At 47.2% G+C, this 17220-nt stretch carries 13 protein-coding genes and 1 pseudogene; 7 read left to right on the forward strand and 7 right to left on the reverse strand.

Going from position 1 to position 17220, the window contains the following annotated elements:
• Positions 1-109: 109 nt before the first annotated feature.
• From AXX12_RS03595 to AXX12_RS03625, 7 genes and pseudogenes are all read left to right on the forward strand, one after another.
• Entirely contained in the window at positions 110-1330 is a 1221-nt protein-coding gene (locus AXX12_RS03595; protein ID WP_066238289.1) for an aspartate kinase, read from the forward strand.
• Between the two features lie 297 nt (positions 1331-1627).
• Positions 1628-2497 (forward strand): hypothetical protein, encoded by an 870-nt coding sequence (locus AXX12_RS03600; RefSeq protein WP_066238291.1) that lies wholly within the window; start codon positions 1628-1630, stop codon positions 2495-2497.
• Positions 2498-2646: 149 nt separating this feature from the next.
• Positions 2647-2844, forward strand: a pseudogene (locus AXX12_RS03605) (small, acid-soluble spore protein, alpha/beta type); the annotation flags it as partial.
• A 220-nt stretch (positions 2845-3064) separates the two neighbouring features.
• Positions 3065-4357, forward strand: coding sequence for an asparagine--tRNA ligase (gene asnS, locus AXX12_RS03610; protein WP_156478581.1), 1293 nt, complete (start codon positions 3065-3067; stop codon positions 4355-4357).
• Positions 4358-4386: 29 nt separating this feature from the next.
• On the forward strand, positions 4387-5631 hold the full coding sequence (locus AXX12_RS03615) for a pyridoxal phosphate-dependent aminotransferase (protein ID WP_066238299.1): 1245 nt from the start codon (positions 4387-4389) through the stop codon (positions 5629-5631).
• Positions 5632-5710: 79 nt separating this feature from the next.
• Positions 5711-5893 (forward strand): hypothetical protein, encoded by a 183-nt coding sequence (locus tag AXX12_RS03620; RefSeq protein WP_066238302.1) that lies wholly within the window; start codon positions 5711-5713, stop codon positions 5891-5893.
• 144 nt (positions 5894-6037) lie between these two features.
• Complete coding sequence (locus AXX12_RS03625; RefSeq protein WP_066238305.1) at positions 6038-7693, forward strand: nucleoside kinase; 1656 nt, start codon at positions 6038-6040, stop codon at positions 7691-7693.
• A 91-nt stretch (positions 7694-7784) separates the two neighbouring features.
• Here AXX12_RS03625 and AXX12_RS03630 read toward each other — a convergent pair whose 3' ends face one another.
• From AXX12_RS03630 to AXX12_RS03660, 7 genes are all read right to left on the reverse strand, one after another.
• Positions 7785-9152, reverse strand: a complete 1368-nt coding sequence (locus AXX12_RS03630) for a pyruvate carboxylase subunit B (protein ID WP_066238308.1) — start codon at positions 9150-9152, stop codon at positions 7785-7787.
• A 33-nt stretch (positions 9153-9185) separates the two neighbouring features.
• Positions 9186-10571: a [Fe-Fe] hydrogenase large subunit C-terminal domain-containing protein gene (locus AXX12_RS03635; protein ID WP_066238311.1), complete on the reverse strand. Its 1386-nt coding sequence runs from the start codon at positions 10569-10571 to the stop codon at positions 9186-9188.
• 198 nt (positions 10572-10769) lie between these two features.
• A complete protein-coding gene (locus tag AXX12_RS03640) occupies positions 10770-11762 on the reverse strand; it encodes an ABC transporter ATP-binding protein (protein ID WP_066238314.1) in 993 nt (330 codons plus the stop codon).
• A complete protein-coding gene (locus AXX12_RS03645; RefSeq protein ID WP_066238316.1) occupies positions 11759-12772 on the reverse strand; it encodes an ABC transporter ATP-binding protein in 1014 nt (337 codons plus the stop codon). The genes AXX12_RS03640 and AXX12_RS03645 overlap by 4 nt, the downstream gene beginning before the upstream one ends.
• A gap of 15 nt (positions 12773-12787) precedes the next feature.
• A complete protein-coding gene (locus tag AXX12_RS03650; RefSeq protein WP_066238319.1) occupies positions 12788-13702 on the reverse strand; it encodes an ABC transporter permease in 915 nt (304 codons plus the stop codon).
• Between the two features lies 1 nt (position 13703).
• Positions 13704-14624, reverse strand: coding sequence for an ABC transporter permease (locus tag AXX12_RS03655; protein WP_066240209.1), 921 nt, complete (start codon positions 14622-14624; stop codon positions 13704-13706).
• Positions 14625-14833: 209 nt separating this feature from the next.
• Positions 14834-17200, reverse strand: a complete 2367-nt coding sequence (locus AXX12_RS03660; protein ID WP_082816688.1) for a diguanylate cyclase — start codon at positions 17198-17200, stop codon at positions 14834-14836.
• Positions 17201-17220: the final 20 nt, after the last annotated feature.

The following is a 17220-nucleotide window of genomic DNA, read 5'->3' on the forward strand; positions in this document are numbered from 1 at the left end:
CGTTTTTTGTTTGCGAAAATGTGCATTGGTAGAAGGAGTTTGTTCTTCTACCGAGAATATACTATCTATAATTTTGTATTTTTTGCAGGGACCGAGAAGGGATGGTATTATGGCATTTATCGTAAAAAAATTTGGCGGCAGTTCGGTGGCTACAACTGCTAAAATCGTAGGGGTAGCAGAGCGTGTATTGAAGGAAAAAGAACCAGATGATAAAATTGTTCTAGTGGTTTCTGCCATGGGAGATACGACAGATGAGTTAATTTCTATGGCGAAGGCTATTGACAATAGACCAAGTCAGCGAGAAATGGATATGCTACTATCAACTGGAGAACAAATAACAATTTCCCTGTTAACGATGGCTTTTCAAAAACTTGGCGTAGATGCGGTTTCTTTGACAGGCGGCCAGGCGGGGATAGCGACAAGTGGAGTGCATGCTAAGGCTAGAATTGTTGACGTCAACCCGGAACGAATTCTTGCTGAGCTAGACAAAGACAAAATTGTCGTGGTCGCAGGGTTTCAAGGGGTTACCGAACTGGGTGACATCACTACTTTGGGACGCGGTGGTTCTGATACGACAGCCGTTGCATTGGCTGGCGCGCTTGGCGCAGACATCTGTGAAATTTTTACCGACGTAGATGGAGTATACTCTGCTGATCCCCGGGTTGTCAAAGATGCTCGCCGGATGAAAGAAATTACCTATAATGAAATGCTGGAGATGGCTAGATTAGGAGCTGTAGTTATGCAACCCAGATCAGTGGAAATGGGTAAGCATTATGGTGTTCCTATCCACGTTAGATCCACCTTTACGCTAGAACAAGGTACGATAATCAGGGAGGAATATACGATGAAAGAACGTGAATTTACTATTCGAGGCGTTACCCATGATGTCAACGTCGCAAAAGTCGCTATACTTGGCGTGCCAGATCAGCCGGGTATCGCCTATACAATTTTCTCCGCACTGGCGGAAAAGGCAATCGATGTAGACATGATCGTCCAAAGTATCCGTAATGCTGATAAGAAAATCATTGATATGGTATTTACTATTTCTAAACCTGACGTTGACCAAGCAAAAGTGCTGGTCGAGAAGCTAGTTAAGGATATGGGCGCGCTCGGGGTTGTCATTGACGAGAATGTAGCAAAAGTGTCTGTTGTCGGCGCTGGTATGTATGGCAGCCCAGGGATTGCTGCTACCATGTTTGGTGCGCTAGGTGAAGCCGGTGTTAATATTGAAGTAATAAGCACCTCTGAGATCAGCATCTCTTGTCTGATTAAAGAAGACCAAGTAAAAGAAGCGGTAAATGCGATTCACCAGAAGTTCTTCAAAGAGTAATTAGCAAGCGGCGGCGCCATAATGGCGCTGTTTTTTTATACGTTCGAAAATTATATGGTTTCTCATGAAACAGTACCTTTAATTAACATAACAATTTAAACAAAACAAGAAGGTATTTGGATTAATCGGTAGAATAATATATTATGTAAAGTAATTAAGGGATGATGAATACCAAAGGAGTAAGGCGAGCGCTGTGAGGAAACGTGGACACTCATAGAAGGCTTCCTCAGGCCGGCGGTAAAAATCAGACCTTGAGCGCATTACAAAAAAACTATTTTACCGAGGAGGGCCTTCTATATGAAAAAGAGACTTCTGGTAGCCGCCGTTATGGCTGCGATGACCATCTCCGCTGTGCCTGCCTTCGCTGCTCCTACGTTTTACGGTGATGCCAACATCGAGTACAACGAACTGACTGGTCAGTCTAGCGATCTGACCAACCGTATTCGCCTATCAGTAGATAGCGCTATTGCGGACAACATGTATGTACATGGCCGCGTGGTTATGAACAATGATCTTAAGGACGGTTCTTCTTCACCGGCCGGAGACAACGAAATTCGGCTTGAACAAGCTTTTATCGGCGGCAAGCTCGGTAGCTTTGACGTAAAAGCCGGTCGCCAGCCGCTGTGGTTGGGTAAAGGTGCTTTAGCGGATGTCAATGGCATCAACGGTATTCAAGCTGCTACCACAGTTAATAACATCAAATTAAACGGTTTCTATGGTAAAGATGGCGACAATCATGTGACTGCTGCTGATTTCGGTACTTCCTACAGAAGTGTAAACTTTGGCGGAAGCTACCTGCAAGAGTCTGATGAAAACAAATTCATGGGTATCAACGCTGATACCAAAATCATGGAAAACGCTGTTCTTAATGTTGAATATGTGAAGAATACGGAAAGCAAGAATGACGGATTTTTAGCTGAAGTTAAAGTCGGCAACGCTGTCAAAAAAGGCGACCTCGACTACTCTGTGGCTTATCGCGACATCGAGGACGGCGCTGTTTCCGCTTACAGCACTGAAGGCAACTACAACAACTCCGAAGGCTTCCGCCTGCAAGCTAACTACAAAGTGGATGACAACGCTACTCTGACTGCTTACCAAGATTTCACCGATAGCCAAGACGGCACTAAAAAGAACCAAACAAACGTTGAATTCAGCGTTAACTTCTAATTTCACTCTCTCAACCAAGCGGCCTTGCGGCCGCTTGGTTTTTTGTAAAAAATTACGTTGTTATCTCCATTATTTCGCAGGTATGCAAAACCGAACGAAAAGGCAATCTAGTATCAGAACCCAATAACATCTTTGAGGAGGTTTTGCGAATGTCAAGAAGTCGTAAGCCTGTGAACCCTGCAGCGCAACAAGCACTGGACCAGTTGAAAGAAGAAACCGCTTCCGAAATCGGATTAAAAGATTACAAAAACACGTACAAAGGCGCCTTAACCTCGGCTGACAACGGACGTGTCGGCGGCCAAATGGTTCGCAAAATGATCGCAGCGCAAGAACAGGGCTTTGCTGGCACAAGCGGTCAAGCAAGCACTAACTCAACCCTTACTGCAAAATATGACGCTAATAACAAACCTTGACCCATGATCTGAGAAGAGCAGGCCATTTGGCCTGCTCTTCTTGTATGTCATATTTTTGGTCAACGAAAAAGGATTTGGTTATTCAGACCGCGAATGTTAGGAGAGTGAATACGGAAAGATATGTCATATGATCGGTAAAAGGAGTGGCTTAGACTTGGAAACCGTATTGATAAAAAACTTGGGCAGACATTCCGGACAGCAGATTACCGTGGAGGGATGGCTTTATAATCGTCGCTCATCTGGCAAGATTATGTTTCTGATTGTTCGTGATGGCACTGGCTTATTGCAGGGAGTAGTTGCAAAGAAGGAAGTCGGCGAAGAAGTTTTTGCTAAGGCTGATCAGTTGACCCAAGAGTCTTCGCTGCGCTTAACCGGCATTGTCCATGAAGAACCACGTTCAGTCGGCGGCTATGAAATGCATGTGACCAACGTAGAAGTGATACATATAGCACAAGAATATCCAATTACTCATAAAGAGCACGGTGTCGACTTTTTGGCAGAGCGCCGTCATCTGTGGATCCGTACGCCGCGCCAGACCGCAATCTTGCGGGTTCGATCCGAAATCGAGCATGCCTTTCGCGATTTCTTCTATCAGCGTGATTTCGTTTTAGCTGACGCACCGATTATTACCCCAGCCGCTTGTGAAGGAACCACGACTTTATTTGAGCTTGATTATCATGGCGAAAAGGCATTTCTATCGCAAAGCGGCCAGTTATACAGTGAAGCGAATGCGATGGCGTTAGGCCGTATTTACTGTTTTGGTCCCACCTTTCGCGCCGAGAAATCGAAAACGCGGCGTCATTTGATGGAATTTTGGATGATTGAAGCAGAGATGGCTTTTTTCGATCTGGAGCAAAACATGCGTTTGCAGGAAGATATGGTGTCGTACGTTGTTCAACGCGTGCTTGAACGCTGCCAAAATGAATTGAAAGTTCTCGAACGTGATATCTCAAAACTAGAAAATATCAAAGCTCCGTTTCCGCGAATTAGCTATACAGAAGCTGTTGAAATCCTTAATAAAGCTGGCGAAGACTTCCCGTGGGGCGAGGATTTTGGCGCTCCGCATGAGACCATTATCTCCAGCCAGTTTGACCGGCCAGTGTTTGTTCACCGTTATCCGACCGCGATCAAAGCTTTTTATATGAAGCCTGATCCGAATGATCCTAAGGTCGTACTCGGTGCTGACTTGTTAGCGCCTGAAGGCTATGGCGAAGTCATTGGCGGCGGCCAGCGCATTGATGATCTGGCGCTCTTAGAACAGCGGATTGCTGAACATAAATTGCCGGTGGAGGCGTTTGAGTGGTATCTCGATCTTCGCCGCTACGGCTCAGCGCCGCATTCGGGTTTTGGGCTAGGACTCGAACGGACCGTGGCCTGGATTTGCGGGCTTGACCATATTCGCGAAACTATCCCGTTTCCCCGGATGCTTCACAAGATGTACCCCTAATAACTTTTTATGTATGAGGAGGATTTTTCATGATTACAAGTGTAGCCGCATCCCATGCGAAAGGTAAGTTTGCAACAGACAACATTTTTGGAGCCAATGCAGCAGCCGTGCAAGCGGTTGCAAAATATGGCAAGGATAGTGTTACAAACGCTACCATCGGCGCGTTATTGGATGACAATGAAGTTCTTGTGTGTTTGCCGACTGTGGAAAAGGTTCTGCGTGGACTGCCAATTCAGGAAATCATCAATTACGCCCCGATTGCCGGCTTGCCAGACTTCCAAGAATCGGTTATTGACCTGGCCTTTGCTGAGCAGAAACCAGAAGCTTATGTGAAAGCAATCGCTACCTCCGGTGGTTCCGGTGTTATCCATCATGCCATCTGGAACTATACCGAGATTGGCGATACTGTGCTGACCTCAGACTGGTTTTGGGGTCCTTACCGGGTGCTTTGCGAGGATAAACTGCGGAAATTAGATACCTTCTCTATGTTTGATGAACAGCAGCGTTTCAACCTAAACTCTTTCCAGACAAAGCTTACTAGCCTTCTGGAGAAACAGAACAACGCTCTGTTAATCATCAATACCCCGGCGCACAATCCAACAGGTTATAGCATCTCAGATGACGAGTGGACTCAATTGCTGGATATTTGTAAAGAAAGCGCCAAAAACCCGGATAAACGAGTCATCCTGTTAGCTGATATTGCTTACATAGATTTTGCTGGTGAGAAACAAGCTTGCCGTGCATTTATGCGTCAGTTTAGCAATCTGCCTGACAATATCCTGGTTATTCTCGGCTATAGCATGTCTAAAAGCTTCACCGTATATGGCCAACGCTGCGGTGCGATGATCGGCGTTTCTTCCAACAAAGATATTATCAAAGAGTTTGAAGATATTAACCAATATACTAGCCGTGCTACTTGGTCTAACATCAATCGCGGAGCGCAACGCATGCTGGCAACTATTCATAAAGATCAAGCTCTGCTGGCTCAGGTCGATGCTGAGCGGGATCAAGGCTACCGGACCATTCAAGAACGCGCTGGGATCTTTACTGCGGAAGCTAAACAAGCTAACCTTAAGATGCTGCCGTTTATTGCTGGTTATTTCTTGACAATTCCGGCCAAAAACCCTGAGGCTGTCTGCAATAAGCTCCATGATGATTTGATTTTTGCTGTACCGTTAGGTAAAGGTGTTCGAATTGCGGTTTGTGCGGTTCCATCTCGGAAAATTAAAGGTATGGCTGCTAAAGTGGCTGCAGCGATGGCGGCAGTAGAATAACTACAAGTAGATTCCAGTAATGCCCCAATATAGCATGTGTTCTCCTGGCTATACTAATAGCAGAAAGGGGGATTACGCTATGGGCATTCGGCATGGAAACATGCTTGATGGCACAATGTGGGAATTTGGGCGGCCAGCATTTTGGGCTGTTCATCTGGCGGGCGCAGCCGTACTTTTTTTCCTAGGCATGCGGTTTGCTGTTCGCAGGGTTCCTGTTCCCATCATGCTGTTCAGCATGTTGCGATCGCTGTTAAGACATTGAACAGGGAGGCGGGTGATCCGCCTCCTTTCTTCATACTCTGCGAGGTTATCGGGAATTACAGGAATGGCATGAGCATATCATAATTATGGTTGCATACATTCCACTATTAGCAATGACAGTGGAATGTGGGATAGGAGGATGTAAATGGAGAAGATTACAATCTTATTCAGTAATGGTGAACAGCGCGAGTTTGATTGGGGAGTTTCGCTGCATGAAGTTGCTGTCAAGATGGCCCCTCTCTATACCTCACCGATTGTGGCGGCTGAAGTTGACTTTGTATTACGCGATTTGACATTTAAACTGGAGAAGGATTGTAAGGTTACTTTTCTGGACGTGTCTACTGAAAGAGGTAACAAGGTCTATCAGCGCAGTTTAGCGTTTGTTATGATCGCGGCGGCTGCAGAACTATTTCCGGGAAAACAAGTAACTGTCGAGCATTCGCTAGGCAAGGGCCTTTATTGTGAAATGCATCTCGGACGGGCTGTGACTCAAGCTGACATCGATCAATTAAAACAAAAGATGAATGAGATCGTGGCTGAAAATCGGCCTCTTGCCAGACGGGTTATGCCGGTCGACCAAGCGATTTCACTATTTGAAGCTGCTGGGGAAGCCGAAAAAGTTAAACTACTGATGCAGTGGAAACAACCGGACGTTGCTATTCATACCTGTGGTGAAGTGGCTGATTATGTCCATGGCGTCATGGCGCCAAACGCAGGCTGCTTGCGCCTGTTTAATCTGCGATTGTATACGCCAGGCATAATTTTATGCTTTCCGGAACAGAACAATCCCGACAAGCTGCCTGAGTTTGTCAGCCAGCCCAAGCTGGCTAAAGTCTTCCTAGAAGCTGAGCGATGGGGAGAAATTTTGCAGTGCAGCTATGTTGCCACCCTTAATGATTATATTACGCAACGCAAAATCGCAGATATTATGCGAGTCGCAGAAGCGCTGCATGAGAAGAAATTAGCAGAAATTGCTGATTTTATTTCCATTCATCGCAAGCAGGTTCGCGTTATTCTAATAGCAGGTCCGTCTTCTTCAGGCAAAACCACCTTCGCTCAGCGTTTGGGCATTCAGTTACGAGTGAATGGTATCAGACCTGTACCGATTTCTCTTGACGATTATTTTGTTGACCGAGACCATACACCTAAGGATGAATATGGTGAATTTGACTTTGAATCCATTGATGCGATTGACATTCCGCTATTTAACCAGCAGTTGCTGCAGTTGCTGGACGGTGAAACGGTGGAAGTGCCTACATTTAATTTTCAGTTGGGAAAAAGAGAAGACAAAGGCCATCTTGTTTCCATTAGCAAAGACCAACCCTTGATTATAGAAGGAATTCACGGCTTAAATGAACATTTGACTAAAGATGTTCCCCGCGAACATAAAGTCAAAGTCTATGTTAGCGCATTGACTCAACTGTCTATCGACAATCACAATCGGATACCAACAACTGATGCGCGACTGATTCGACGCATCGTTCGCGACAGCCAATTTCGCGGCCATGATGCCTTGACAACTCTACGGTTATGGCCCTCGGTGAGGCGGGGTGAAGAACGCAATATCTTCCCTTTCCAGGAAGAAGCGGACGCTATGTTCAACTCGGCGCTCATTTACGAATTGGCTGTATTAAAAAAATGTGCAGAACCGCTGTTGGCTGCAGTACCCACAGATCAGCCGGAATATACGGAAGCAGTGCGTCTGCTTGACTTCTTAAGCTATTTTGAGTCGATTGATGAAGACGATATTCCGATCAATTCGATTCTACGAGAATTTATCGGCAAGTCCTGTTTTCAGTAATCTTGTCATTCTTATTTATCCTTGCTGCGATAACAAGAAGCCCTTCCGGAATTTCCCGGAAGGGCTTCTTGCTATACGTATTCAGAACAAGTTAGTTGGATTTGGTCCGATGTTGCTCAAAAAACTTGAGAGCAACTTCCGGAAAGGAGGCGTAAGACAAGACATCTTCTGTTGTGGCACTGGGGTAGCCTTCTTCTGCCAATTTCTTGCGTAGGGAATCCATCTGTGGCGCAATATCATCAGCTGGACGATGGGTGATCAACGGTTCATCACCCAAAATCAGCTCTTTAACCGCAGGATCAATTGGCGCTGGAGTGCGGCCGTATTTGCCACGCGCCAGATCTTTGACCTCACGCGGCACAACTTTGTAGCGCCCCATCATGACGTTGAATGCAGCCATTGAACCAACAATCTGACTGGTAGGTGTGACCAGCGGAGGATAGCCAAGCTCAGCTCTGACTTTCGGCATTTCTTCGGTTACTTCGGGGAATTTGTCAGCCATGCCTTGCTCTTTCATTTGATTGAGCAGGTTTGACAACATACCACCAGGGATTTGGAACCGTAGAACTTTTGTGTCGATGTCGATAGCTGTATTTAACTTGAAGGTTTCAGCCAACTGCTTTTTAACACCACGGAAATGATCAGCAATCGGGAAGAGTCTGTCAAGGTCAATACCGGTGTCGCGATCTTGACCTTGCAGCGCGGCGACAAGCGCTTCAGTAGCCGGTTGTGATGAGCCCATGGCAAACGGAGAGAGAGCACAGTCAACGATGTCGGCGCCTGCCTCGATGGCTTTGAGATAGGTCATGGAAGCCATGCCGCTGGTATAGTGTGTATGGACATCGACCAGAATATGAGGGGGGAGGGATTTTTTAAGTGTACTGACCAGTTCATATGCAGTATAGGGGGCAAGCAGGCCGGCCATATCTTTAATGCAGATAGAGTCAGCGCCGCGCTCGACAAGTTCTTTTGCAACTTTTAGGAAGCTTTCGTTATCATGGTAAGGACTGATTGTATACACAAACGCGCCTTGAACATGGGCCCCGGCTTCTTTGGCTGCTTTTATGGATACTTCCATATTGCGAACATCATTAAGTGCGTCAAAAATACGGATAACACTGACGCCATTGGCGACCGCACGCTTAACAAATTCGACGACAACATCGTCAGCATAGTGGTTGTAGCCAAGAACGTTCTGTCCGCGTAACAACATTTGAATCGGGGTTTTTTTCAAGTGTTTTTTTAGAGTGCGCAGTCTTTCCCAGGGATCTTCGCCTAGAAAGCGTAGGCAACTGTCAAACGTTGCACCGCCCCAGGCTTCAAGGGAGAAGTAGCCGACGTCATCAAGCTGTTCAAGTAGGGGGATCATGTCGTCAATGCGCATACGCGTGGCAGCAAGGGATTGGTGACCATCACGGAGTACGGTTTCGGTAATTTTTACGGGGTTCTTTTGATTCATTAAAATACCTCCTCATATGTTATGTAGGGAATACTATGGATGAAGTTTGCGCGCTAGCAAGGTGGCGATCGGGCCTTCACCGGTTAGGGCCGGCAGATCGGTCTCATAGCCAAGACGCGTTAGGATAGCATAGACATGGGGATTTTCAACCGGAGTTGGTGCATGAGAGGCATCACCATAATCATTCACATGATCTGTGCCGATTTCTGGCGGCAGGATTCGGGCCGGACCGCCGACACAGCCGCCTTTGCAGGCCATCCCCTCAATAAAATTGGCATCAGGTTTACCTTTGCTGATTTCTTCAAGCACTTTTTGGCAGGCAGGAATACCATCTACCTGCAGGGGCGAGAAGCTTTGGGCTCTGCGGGGCACTAGTTTTTCTAATGTCCGAGCAACTGCGGCGCTGACGCCGCCGGTGCGGGCATATACTCGTCCTGCCCAGGATGCTTGTGAGTTTTCCTCATCAGGCATGGTGGCAGGATCGACCTCAGCAGCTTCAAAAATCGTAGCCAGTTCTTGAAAAGTCAGAACAAAGTCAATAGCGCCTTTAAGATCAGGCAGCAGCGCCTCGGATTTTTTAGCGACACAGGGTCCGATGAAGACCACTTTAGCCTCAGGAGTCAGCGCTTTAATCACCCGCGCTGAAGCCACCATCGGCGATACGGAAGGAGAGATATGACCCAATAAATCGGGAAACTTGTTTTCAATTAGCTTTATCCAGACTGGGCAGCAGCAACTGGTAATTAAAAAATCATCAGTGGTTTGAACGTGATCATTAAATTCAAACGCTTCCTTCATGGTGACCAAATCGGCGGCAAGAGCTGTTTCTACTACATCTTCAAAACCTAGCTTCTGCAAGGCGGTTCGCAGTTTGCCTGGCGTAACCTCTGGGCCGAACTGGCCAGCGAAAGCCGGAGCGATTGACGCATAAACCGGGTTTGTTTTTTGTCGAAGAAGATCAATAAGGGGCACGAATTGAGACTTCTCAGACAATGCGCCAAAAGAACAGGCTGATACGCAATCCCCTTCGCCCAGGCAAAGGTCATAGTCTATAACCAACCGACCGTCTGCGTCATGGGAGATGGCGCCTTGGGCGCAAGCGGCTTCACATTTGCGGTCTACTGACTGGCAGTTGGCGCAAGCTGCTGTATTAGCAACCACGACCGGCTCACTAGCCATACCCATTAATGCTTCTTTGTCATGCTCATAGAGTACGACATCGTCATCGTGAGGGTCAAGTCCCATTGCAATCCGGATCTGGTTTGCTACATGGCGTCGGGTTGCTTTGTCTTGAAACTCGCGCTGTAGCAGTTGGCAGATTTCTTCGCGTCGTTCTAGCAGTTGTCCAAGCCAAGCCGCCTTTGCGACCTCAAACAGTACGCGTGGGCGAATATTCAATTCGGCGGTAGGACTTTCCACATATAACACCCCCTAGTGCATATTTTGCTATTTAGTAGACAAAATCCTTTTTTACTTCTATTCTAATGTTTGTTACCGTTTACTTAGCTATTCTACTAATTTGATAATCAAGATATTGACTATTGTATCATGTATACCGAATACAAGGCAAGAATATTCAGTTATCTATGGAGATATTTAATACAGCTCCTAGCTGCATTAAATATCTCCGACACGATGACAAGCAACAAAATGCTCTGTCCCCGCTAGCGCCGAGAAGTCAGGTGAGTCTACCGCGCATCGGGGTTCAGCGTAACGACAGCGGGTCCGAAACTTGCAACCGCTAGGGGGATTTAACGGGCTCGGCGGATCACCTTGGAGGATAATTCGTTGACGTTTGGTTTCGACAATTGGATCAGGGATTGGGATAGCGGACAATAGCGCCTGTGTGTATGGATGACGAGGGTGGCTGTACAATTCATCACTGGGCGCTAGCTCAACCAGCGAACCAAGATACATAACTGCAACTCGGTGGCTAATATGTTTTACCATCGATAGGTCATGAGCGATAAATAAGTAGGTAAGACCATAGGTCTCTTGTAATTCTTGCAACAAGTTCACGACTTGAGCTTGGATCGAAACATCCAGAGCGGAAATTGGCTCATCACAGACTATGAACCGTGGATTCACGGCTAAGGCTCTGGCAATACCGATGCGCTGCCGCTGACCGCCACTGAATTCGTGCGGGAAGCGGCTGGCGTGTTCTGGATTAAGACCAACCTGTTTTAACAAGTGGTAGATAGCTTCCCTGCGGTTGCTGCCAACGGCCAGTTTGTGAATTTCAAGCGGCTCACCAACGATATCGCCCACAGTCATGCGAGGGTTTAGTGAAGCGTAGGGGTCTTGGAAAATCATCTGTACCTTGCTACGCATGGCGAGAGCGTTTGGACCAGCGATTTCTTGATGAACATCTTGTCCGTCAAACCGGACTTGGCCACTTGTCGGCTGGTAGAGACCGGCTACGGTCCGACCAATGGTGGATTTTCCACAACCGGTTTCACCAACCAAACCTAGTGTTTCTCCAGGCCAGACTTCGAAGCTGACAGCTTCTACGGCTTTAACAAAGGAGAGCGGTTCACCCCAAAATGAATGTTTGGCGGTGAAGTACTTGGTTAAGCTTTGAACTTGCAATAGAGGCTGAGACTGGGTCATGCTGACACAACCTCCCCCAATAAATCTGCTGGACGCAAGGGAGAGCTTTCATGAACAAGCCAGCACCGGCATTGCCGATCGTTCTCAACTGGAAGCAACGGCGGCTCTTGACGGCAAACCTCCATGGCATAGGTGCAACGCGGCATATAGGCGCAGCCAGGAGGAGGAGCCAGCAAATCAGGCGGCTGCCCGACGATAGATTCAAGCCGTGAACGGCTGCCGTCAAGACGGGGCACTGATCGTAGCAAGCCCCAGGTGTAAGGATGTTGCGGATTGGAGTACAGTTCGGCCACGGTTGCGGCCTCAACGATTTTCCCTGCATACATGACGATCACTCTACTGCATAGACCAGCAACCACACCTAGGTCGTGTGAGATGAGAATAATTGAGGTTTGAAGTTGTTGGTTCAATCGTTTCATCAATTCAATAATCTGGGCTTGAATAGTTACGTCCAGTGCAGTGGTCGGTTCATCGGCAATGAGGATACGCGGGTCGCAGCCCAGCGCCATAGCGATCATAACTCGTTGACGCATACCGCCTGATAGTTGATGAGGATATTGTTTCAGCCGCAACTCAGGTTCGGGAATACCGACTAGATGCAGCATGTCGATGGCTTTATTTAAGGCTTCGTGCTTTGACAGGGATTGGTGGGTCATAAAGCATTCAGCCAGTTGTAGACCAATGCTTAGCACCGGATTCAGTGAGGTCATCGGGTCCTGAAAGATCATACTGATCGAGTTGCCGCGAAGCTGGCGAAGTTGTTCAGCGCTCATTGTAACGATATTGTTTCCTTCAAATACTATGCGGCCAGCCGTGATTTCGCCCGGAGGGGTTGGAATCAATCCCATCAGTGCACTGGCAGTCACACTTTTACCGCAGCCAGACTCGCCGACGATACCGATAATTTCTCCTTTACCCAGAGAAAAACTGACATCATTAACAGCTTGAACTTCACCGGCATATGTATGAAAAACCACGTTAAGGTTTTCGACTGACAAAATGGTCTCCAAGTTCGCAGTCCCCCTTTATTTGCGCATTCGCGGGTCTAACGCGTCACGCAATCCATCACCAAGAAAGTTAAAGGAAAGCATGGTTATGCTGATTGCAAGGGCCGGGTAAAATAGTTGGAACGGGTAGGAGTGAAGTGATGTGACTCCTTCTGAGGCCAACACTCCCCAGCTAGCCATTGGAGCTGACACACCCAGTCCGATGAAGCTGAGAAATGCTTCTGTAAAGATCGCTTCTGGGATGGCCAGCGTCATCGTAACGATGATCGGCCCCATGCTATTGGGCACCAGATGCCGCAAAATGATTCGCCAAGGGCTGGCGCCGATCAGTTTGGCGGCTAAGATATACTCTTGTTCGCGTAGAGAAAGTATTTGGCCGCGGACAATCCGCGCCATTCGCAGCCAGTACACCATACCAAGCGCGATAAAAATGTTGGTTAAGCCTGGCTGCAGTACAACCATTAACAAAATTACATACAGAAGTAATGGAATACCATACAAAACATCAACTATCCGCATCATCACACTGTCAATGCGTCCGCCAAAATAGCCGGCGATGCCGCCGTAGATGACACCAATGGTTAGATTGATCAGACTGGCGACAATGCCGATGGAAAGCGATATACGAGCTCCGTAAAGTACGCGGGTGAATAGATCGCGGCCCAGGTTATCAGAACCAAACCAGTAAACAGCGTTGGGCAACTGGTTGGCCATTTCTAATTGCTGGTCAGAGTAGGAGTGCGCTGTAAATAGGGGACCGAAGATTGCAAGCAATGAGATGACCAGTATCATCCATAAGCCCAGCATAGCGGCCTTGTTCCTTTTCAGACGGCGCCAAGAATCTTGCCAGTAGCCGGTACTGGGGCGAGCGAAATCATAAGTACTATCTAATGTAGAGTCGAGTCGGCGGAATAATTCTGGTTTCGGGTCCATGCTATCCATCCTTTCTGGCATCAAGCTTGATGCGTGAATCTAGCAAAACGTAAGCTATATCCACCAGAAAGTTAAGAAATACCAACAGCGTGCTATAAAAAACGGTGACCCCAAGAATAACTGTGTAATCCCGGTTATAGATACTGGTCACAAAGTGGCGTCCCAAGCCTGGAATTGCGAAAATGGTCTCAATGACGAAACTGCCAGTGAAGATGGCGGCAATCAAGGGTCCAAGGTAGGTTACAACCGGAATCAACGCGTTTTTTAATGCGTGTCGATAGATGATCAGCAAGTTTGATAATCCCTTGGCTTTGGCTGTTTTTATGTAATCTTGACTCAAAACTTCTAGCATGCTGGAACGCATCAGGCGAGCAATAAAGGCAGTAGGCAAACCGGCAAGTGATAAGGCTGGCAGTATCATGTATTCGAAATCGCCCCACATAGCGGCTGGTAATAATTCGAGTTTAAGGGCAAACACATAAATCAGCAAGGTAGCTAAAATGAAATTTGGGACAGATATACCAATCGTACCCATGAACATGGCCAGATAATCTGGCCATTTGTTTTGCCTAAAGGCAGAGAGAATACCGACAGGAATCCCAACAGCAGCCGAGAATAGCACCGTGACGGCTCCGAGTTCCGCCGAGACAGGAAAACTCTCAGCAATGACCTCATTGACAGTGCGTGATTCATACTTAAATGACGGACCCAAATCACCTCGGGCAATATTCTTTAGATAATCCAAATACTGCATCCACAGTGGGTCATTAAGATGATAGCGTTCCTCGATATTCTTCATCACCGCTGGCGGCAGATTGCGCTCATCTGTGAACGGCCCCCCCGGGATGGAGTGCATCAGAGTAAAGGTTGCTGTAATAATAACCAGCAATACGATTAACATGGAGACAAAACGTTTAATCATGTAAAATACCAAATTATCTCTCCTCCTGATCGGAAGGATATATTGCCATTATGCATGTTTCGTTGTATTTAGCTGCTTTCCCTGCCAGTTTTTTTGTATATTTCCATTGGTTCCGGGCGTTGGATACTCCTACATCTCGGTAGTCCTGCTAAAAGAGCGATGCATACTGACGTATGCATCGCTCTTTTAGCAGCTAGTGCCCGTGTCTATTAGCCTAGGACGGTTGCGTTATTCACCCGATTTCGTCCTTCTTCTTTGGCTCGGTATAAAGCTTTATCGGCAATGGCGATTATTTGCTCTTTGGAAGGCGGGTCAGGTGCCAGGAGAGGATTATAGGTTGCTATACCTAGGCTGGCAGTAATGCGCGCACTAAAACTGCCTTGGCTATCAGGAAATTGACTAAGTTCAACTGATTGGCGAATCTTTTCAGCAATGACCATTGCTTCCGCGTTTGAACACTCCGGTAAAATAATGCTAAATTCTTCGCCGCCATAACGCGCGGGAAGATCAATGCCTCGGACATTTTGGCACAGTATTTGGCCGACTTGAGCCAGCAGTTTGTCGCCAGTTAGATGACCATAGGTGTCGTTATACGATTTGAATCGGTCCAAGTCGAACATAATAAGACTGAGCGGACGTTTTAATGAGGTAGCTCGACGCAATTCCGCTTCCAAGAACATATCAAAATTGCGGCGATTTGCCAATCCGGTTAGGCCGTCAGATAATGCCATGGCTTTTACCTGGTTATAGAGTTGTGCTTTTTCTAGGCCAAGCGCAATTTGCTGGGCCATTAAGGCCGCGAAGGAGAGGCGGCACTGTTCTGGTTGCTGATTTTTTTGCCAACTGAGCAAGATCACACCCAGTGCGTGATGATCAACAACCAGCGGCAGGCTGAGTAGCTTTGCCCCTTCGATGCGCTTAGCATTTAGCCCCGGCAGTTCGCTTGCAGCTATCAGACCAGGTTTAAGTCCGCGAATGACAGCGGCAAGTTCCTGATTGTGCTCTAATGCGATTTCTTTCACATCACACTCATAATTGATCGTTGCTTTAATAAATAACAAATCGCCAGTGTTTGAACAAGTTAGGCAGATTCCGCTGTCCGCATAGAGCGCCTGCATGATAAAGGGTAGACACTGCGCGAGAATCGTATCCGGATCCATGGTCGATGCTGCTGCTTGGCTAATTTGATAGAGGAATTGTTCCTCAGATAGACGGACTTTTGTTTCCTCATATTGCCTGGCGCTAGCGATTGCCGCGCCCGCATGGCGACCTAGTGCCTGCAGCAATAAGCAATCATGCAGGCTAAATGCATTTTTTTCACTGGCGTAGGCCTCGACTCCGCCAATGATTTGTTTACCATCAAATAGTGGGGCGCTAATGATGGCTTGAATTTCGGAGAAGATTAACTGGGGTCTAAACAGCTCAGGTCGGCAGGTTAGATCATTGACAATTTGTGCTTTTCTGGCTGTAATCGCGGCGCCGGCCAGACTGTCGTCAAAAGGAACGAATTCCGGTGGCGCGCTAATCCCGTGTGTAGCTACGACCTGCAGCAACGCCCGATTTTCGCCCGCAAGAGCGACACAGCTTTGACTTGCATCCATCATGTCTGTGATCATATCAGCAATTGCCCGGTAAGTGTCATCAAGATTTAGCCGTGAGGAAATTAGAGTGCCTAGTTTTGCCAGCGTGTCTTCCATCAGGTCGCACTGTTTGAGTGATGCTTGATAGAGGTGTTCGTTGTTGGTTGCCAACGCTTCCATTTCATCTTTCATAGTCTCGACTTCTTCATAGGGTTTTCGAATGACGATGATATATACTGCTCGCAATAAATAATAGTAGGCGAATAGCCTGAACACGTGACCAACCAGGCTTAAACCAGTCGGATTGTGCAATGCAATGGCAAAGCAGCCATCTGTCAGTATGCCAAACACAATAGCACGGCTGAGAAAGTGGTAGGCTGAGTGATTCTTTGCTTGTGCAGACAGCAGGAAGAGAGCAATCATCTGTACGAGTATAGAGGAATAGGGAACCAACTGAATCAGGGTTTTAACAATTCTCGAGAATTCTGCAAAAGGCCATAGGTAAGTGCTGAGATAGATATTGGCGGTAAATACTGTGATGAGCAAAACGGCAAATGCGAGTACGGCTTTTTGCATGGTAGAGCAGGCGGCACCATTCAAGCGAGTCTTTGCAGCGTACAGCATGCCGCAAGCCCAGATCAGCCGGGAGAAGACCCAGTACAATTGCCAGACGATGAGCTTTTCGGGAATGCTTGTTTGACTAAACAAGGGACTGGTCAGTAAATGTGCTGAATCCAATACGCTAACCCACAGTATAGCTAGACTAAGAATGGTAATATGCATTCCATTCATACGAATTGTGCCATACCAAGTGAGAAAAAAGACGATGAAGCCGAGGATTATCCCCGGAAACACCAGCACATTATGGCTAGTATGCCAGACATCGGCAGGTATGAGAGGAGAGAAGAATCCAAGTAAGCATAGTAATAAGATGCCAGCAGTCAAGTAAAGCGGCAAGACCTTGCTTGGACGGCTGTTTACTTCCAACGGTGACATAGAGTACCTCCGTTATTGGT

It is taken from the genome of Anaerosporomusa subterranea, from assembly GCF_001611555.1.
Lineage (GTDB): Bacteria > Bacillota > Negativicutes > Sporomusales > Acetonemataceae > Anaerosporomusa > Anaerosporomusa subterranea.

Excerpts from the sequence above, each read along its gene's own strand:
- AXX12_RS03595 (WP_066238289.1), top strand. The coding sequence starts at position 110 with ATGGCATTTATCGTAAAAAAATTTGGCGGCAGTTCGGTGGCTACAACT.
- AXX12_RS03600 (WP_066238291.1), top strand. The coding sequence starts at position 1,628 with ATGAAAAAGAGACTTCTGGTAGCCGCCGTTATGGCTGCGATGACCATC.
- AXX12_RS03615 (WP_066238299.1), top strand. The coding sequence starts at position 4,387 with ATGATTACAAGTGTAGCCGCATCCCATGCGAAAGGTAAGTTTGCAACA.
- AXX12_RS03620 (WP_066238302.1), top strand. The coding sequence starts at position 5,711 with ATGGGCATTCGGCATGGAAACATGCTTGATGGCACAATGTGGGAATTT.
- AXX12_RS03625 (WP_066238305.1), top strand. The coding sequence starts at position 6,038 with ATGGAGAAGATTACAATCTTATTCAGTAATGGTGAACAGCGCGAGTTT.
- AXX12_RS03630 (WP_066238308.1), bottom strand. The coding sequence starts at position 9,152 with ATGAATCAAAAGAACCCCGTAAAAATTACCGAAACCGTACTCCGTGAT.
- AXX12_RS03640 (WP_066238314.1), bottom strand. The coding sequence starts at position 11,762 with ATGACCCAGTCTCAGCCTCTATTGCAAGTTCAAAGCTTAACCAAGTAC.
- AXX12_RS03650 (WP_066238319.1), bottom strand. The coding sequence starts at position 13,702 with ATGGACCCGAAACCAGAATTATTCCGCCGACTCGACTCTACATTAGAT.
- AXX12_RS03655 (WP_066240209.1), bottom strand. The coding sequence starts at position 14,624 with ATGATTAAACGTTTTGTCTCCATGTTAATCGTATTGCTGGTTATTATT.
- AXX12_RS03660 (WP_082816688.1), bottom strand. The coding sequence starts at position 17,200 with ATGTCACCGTTGGAAGTAAACAGCCGTCCAAGCAAGGTCTTGCCGCTT.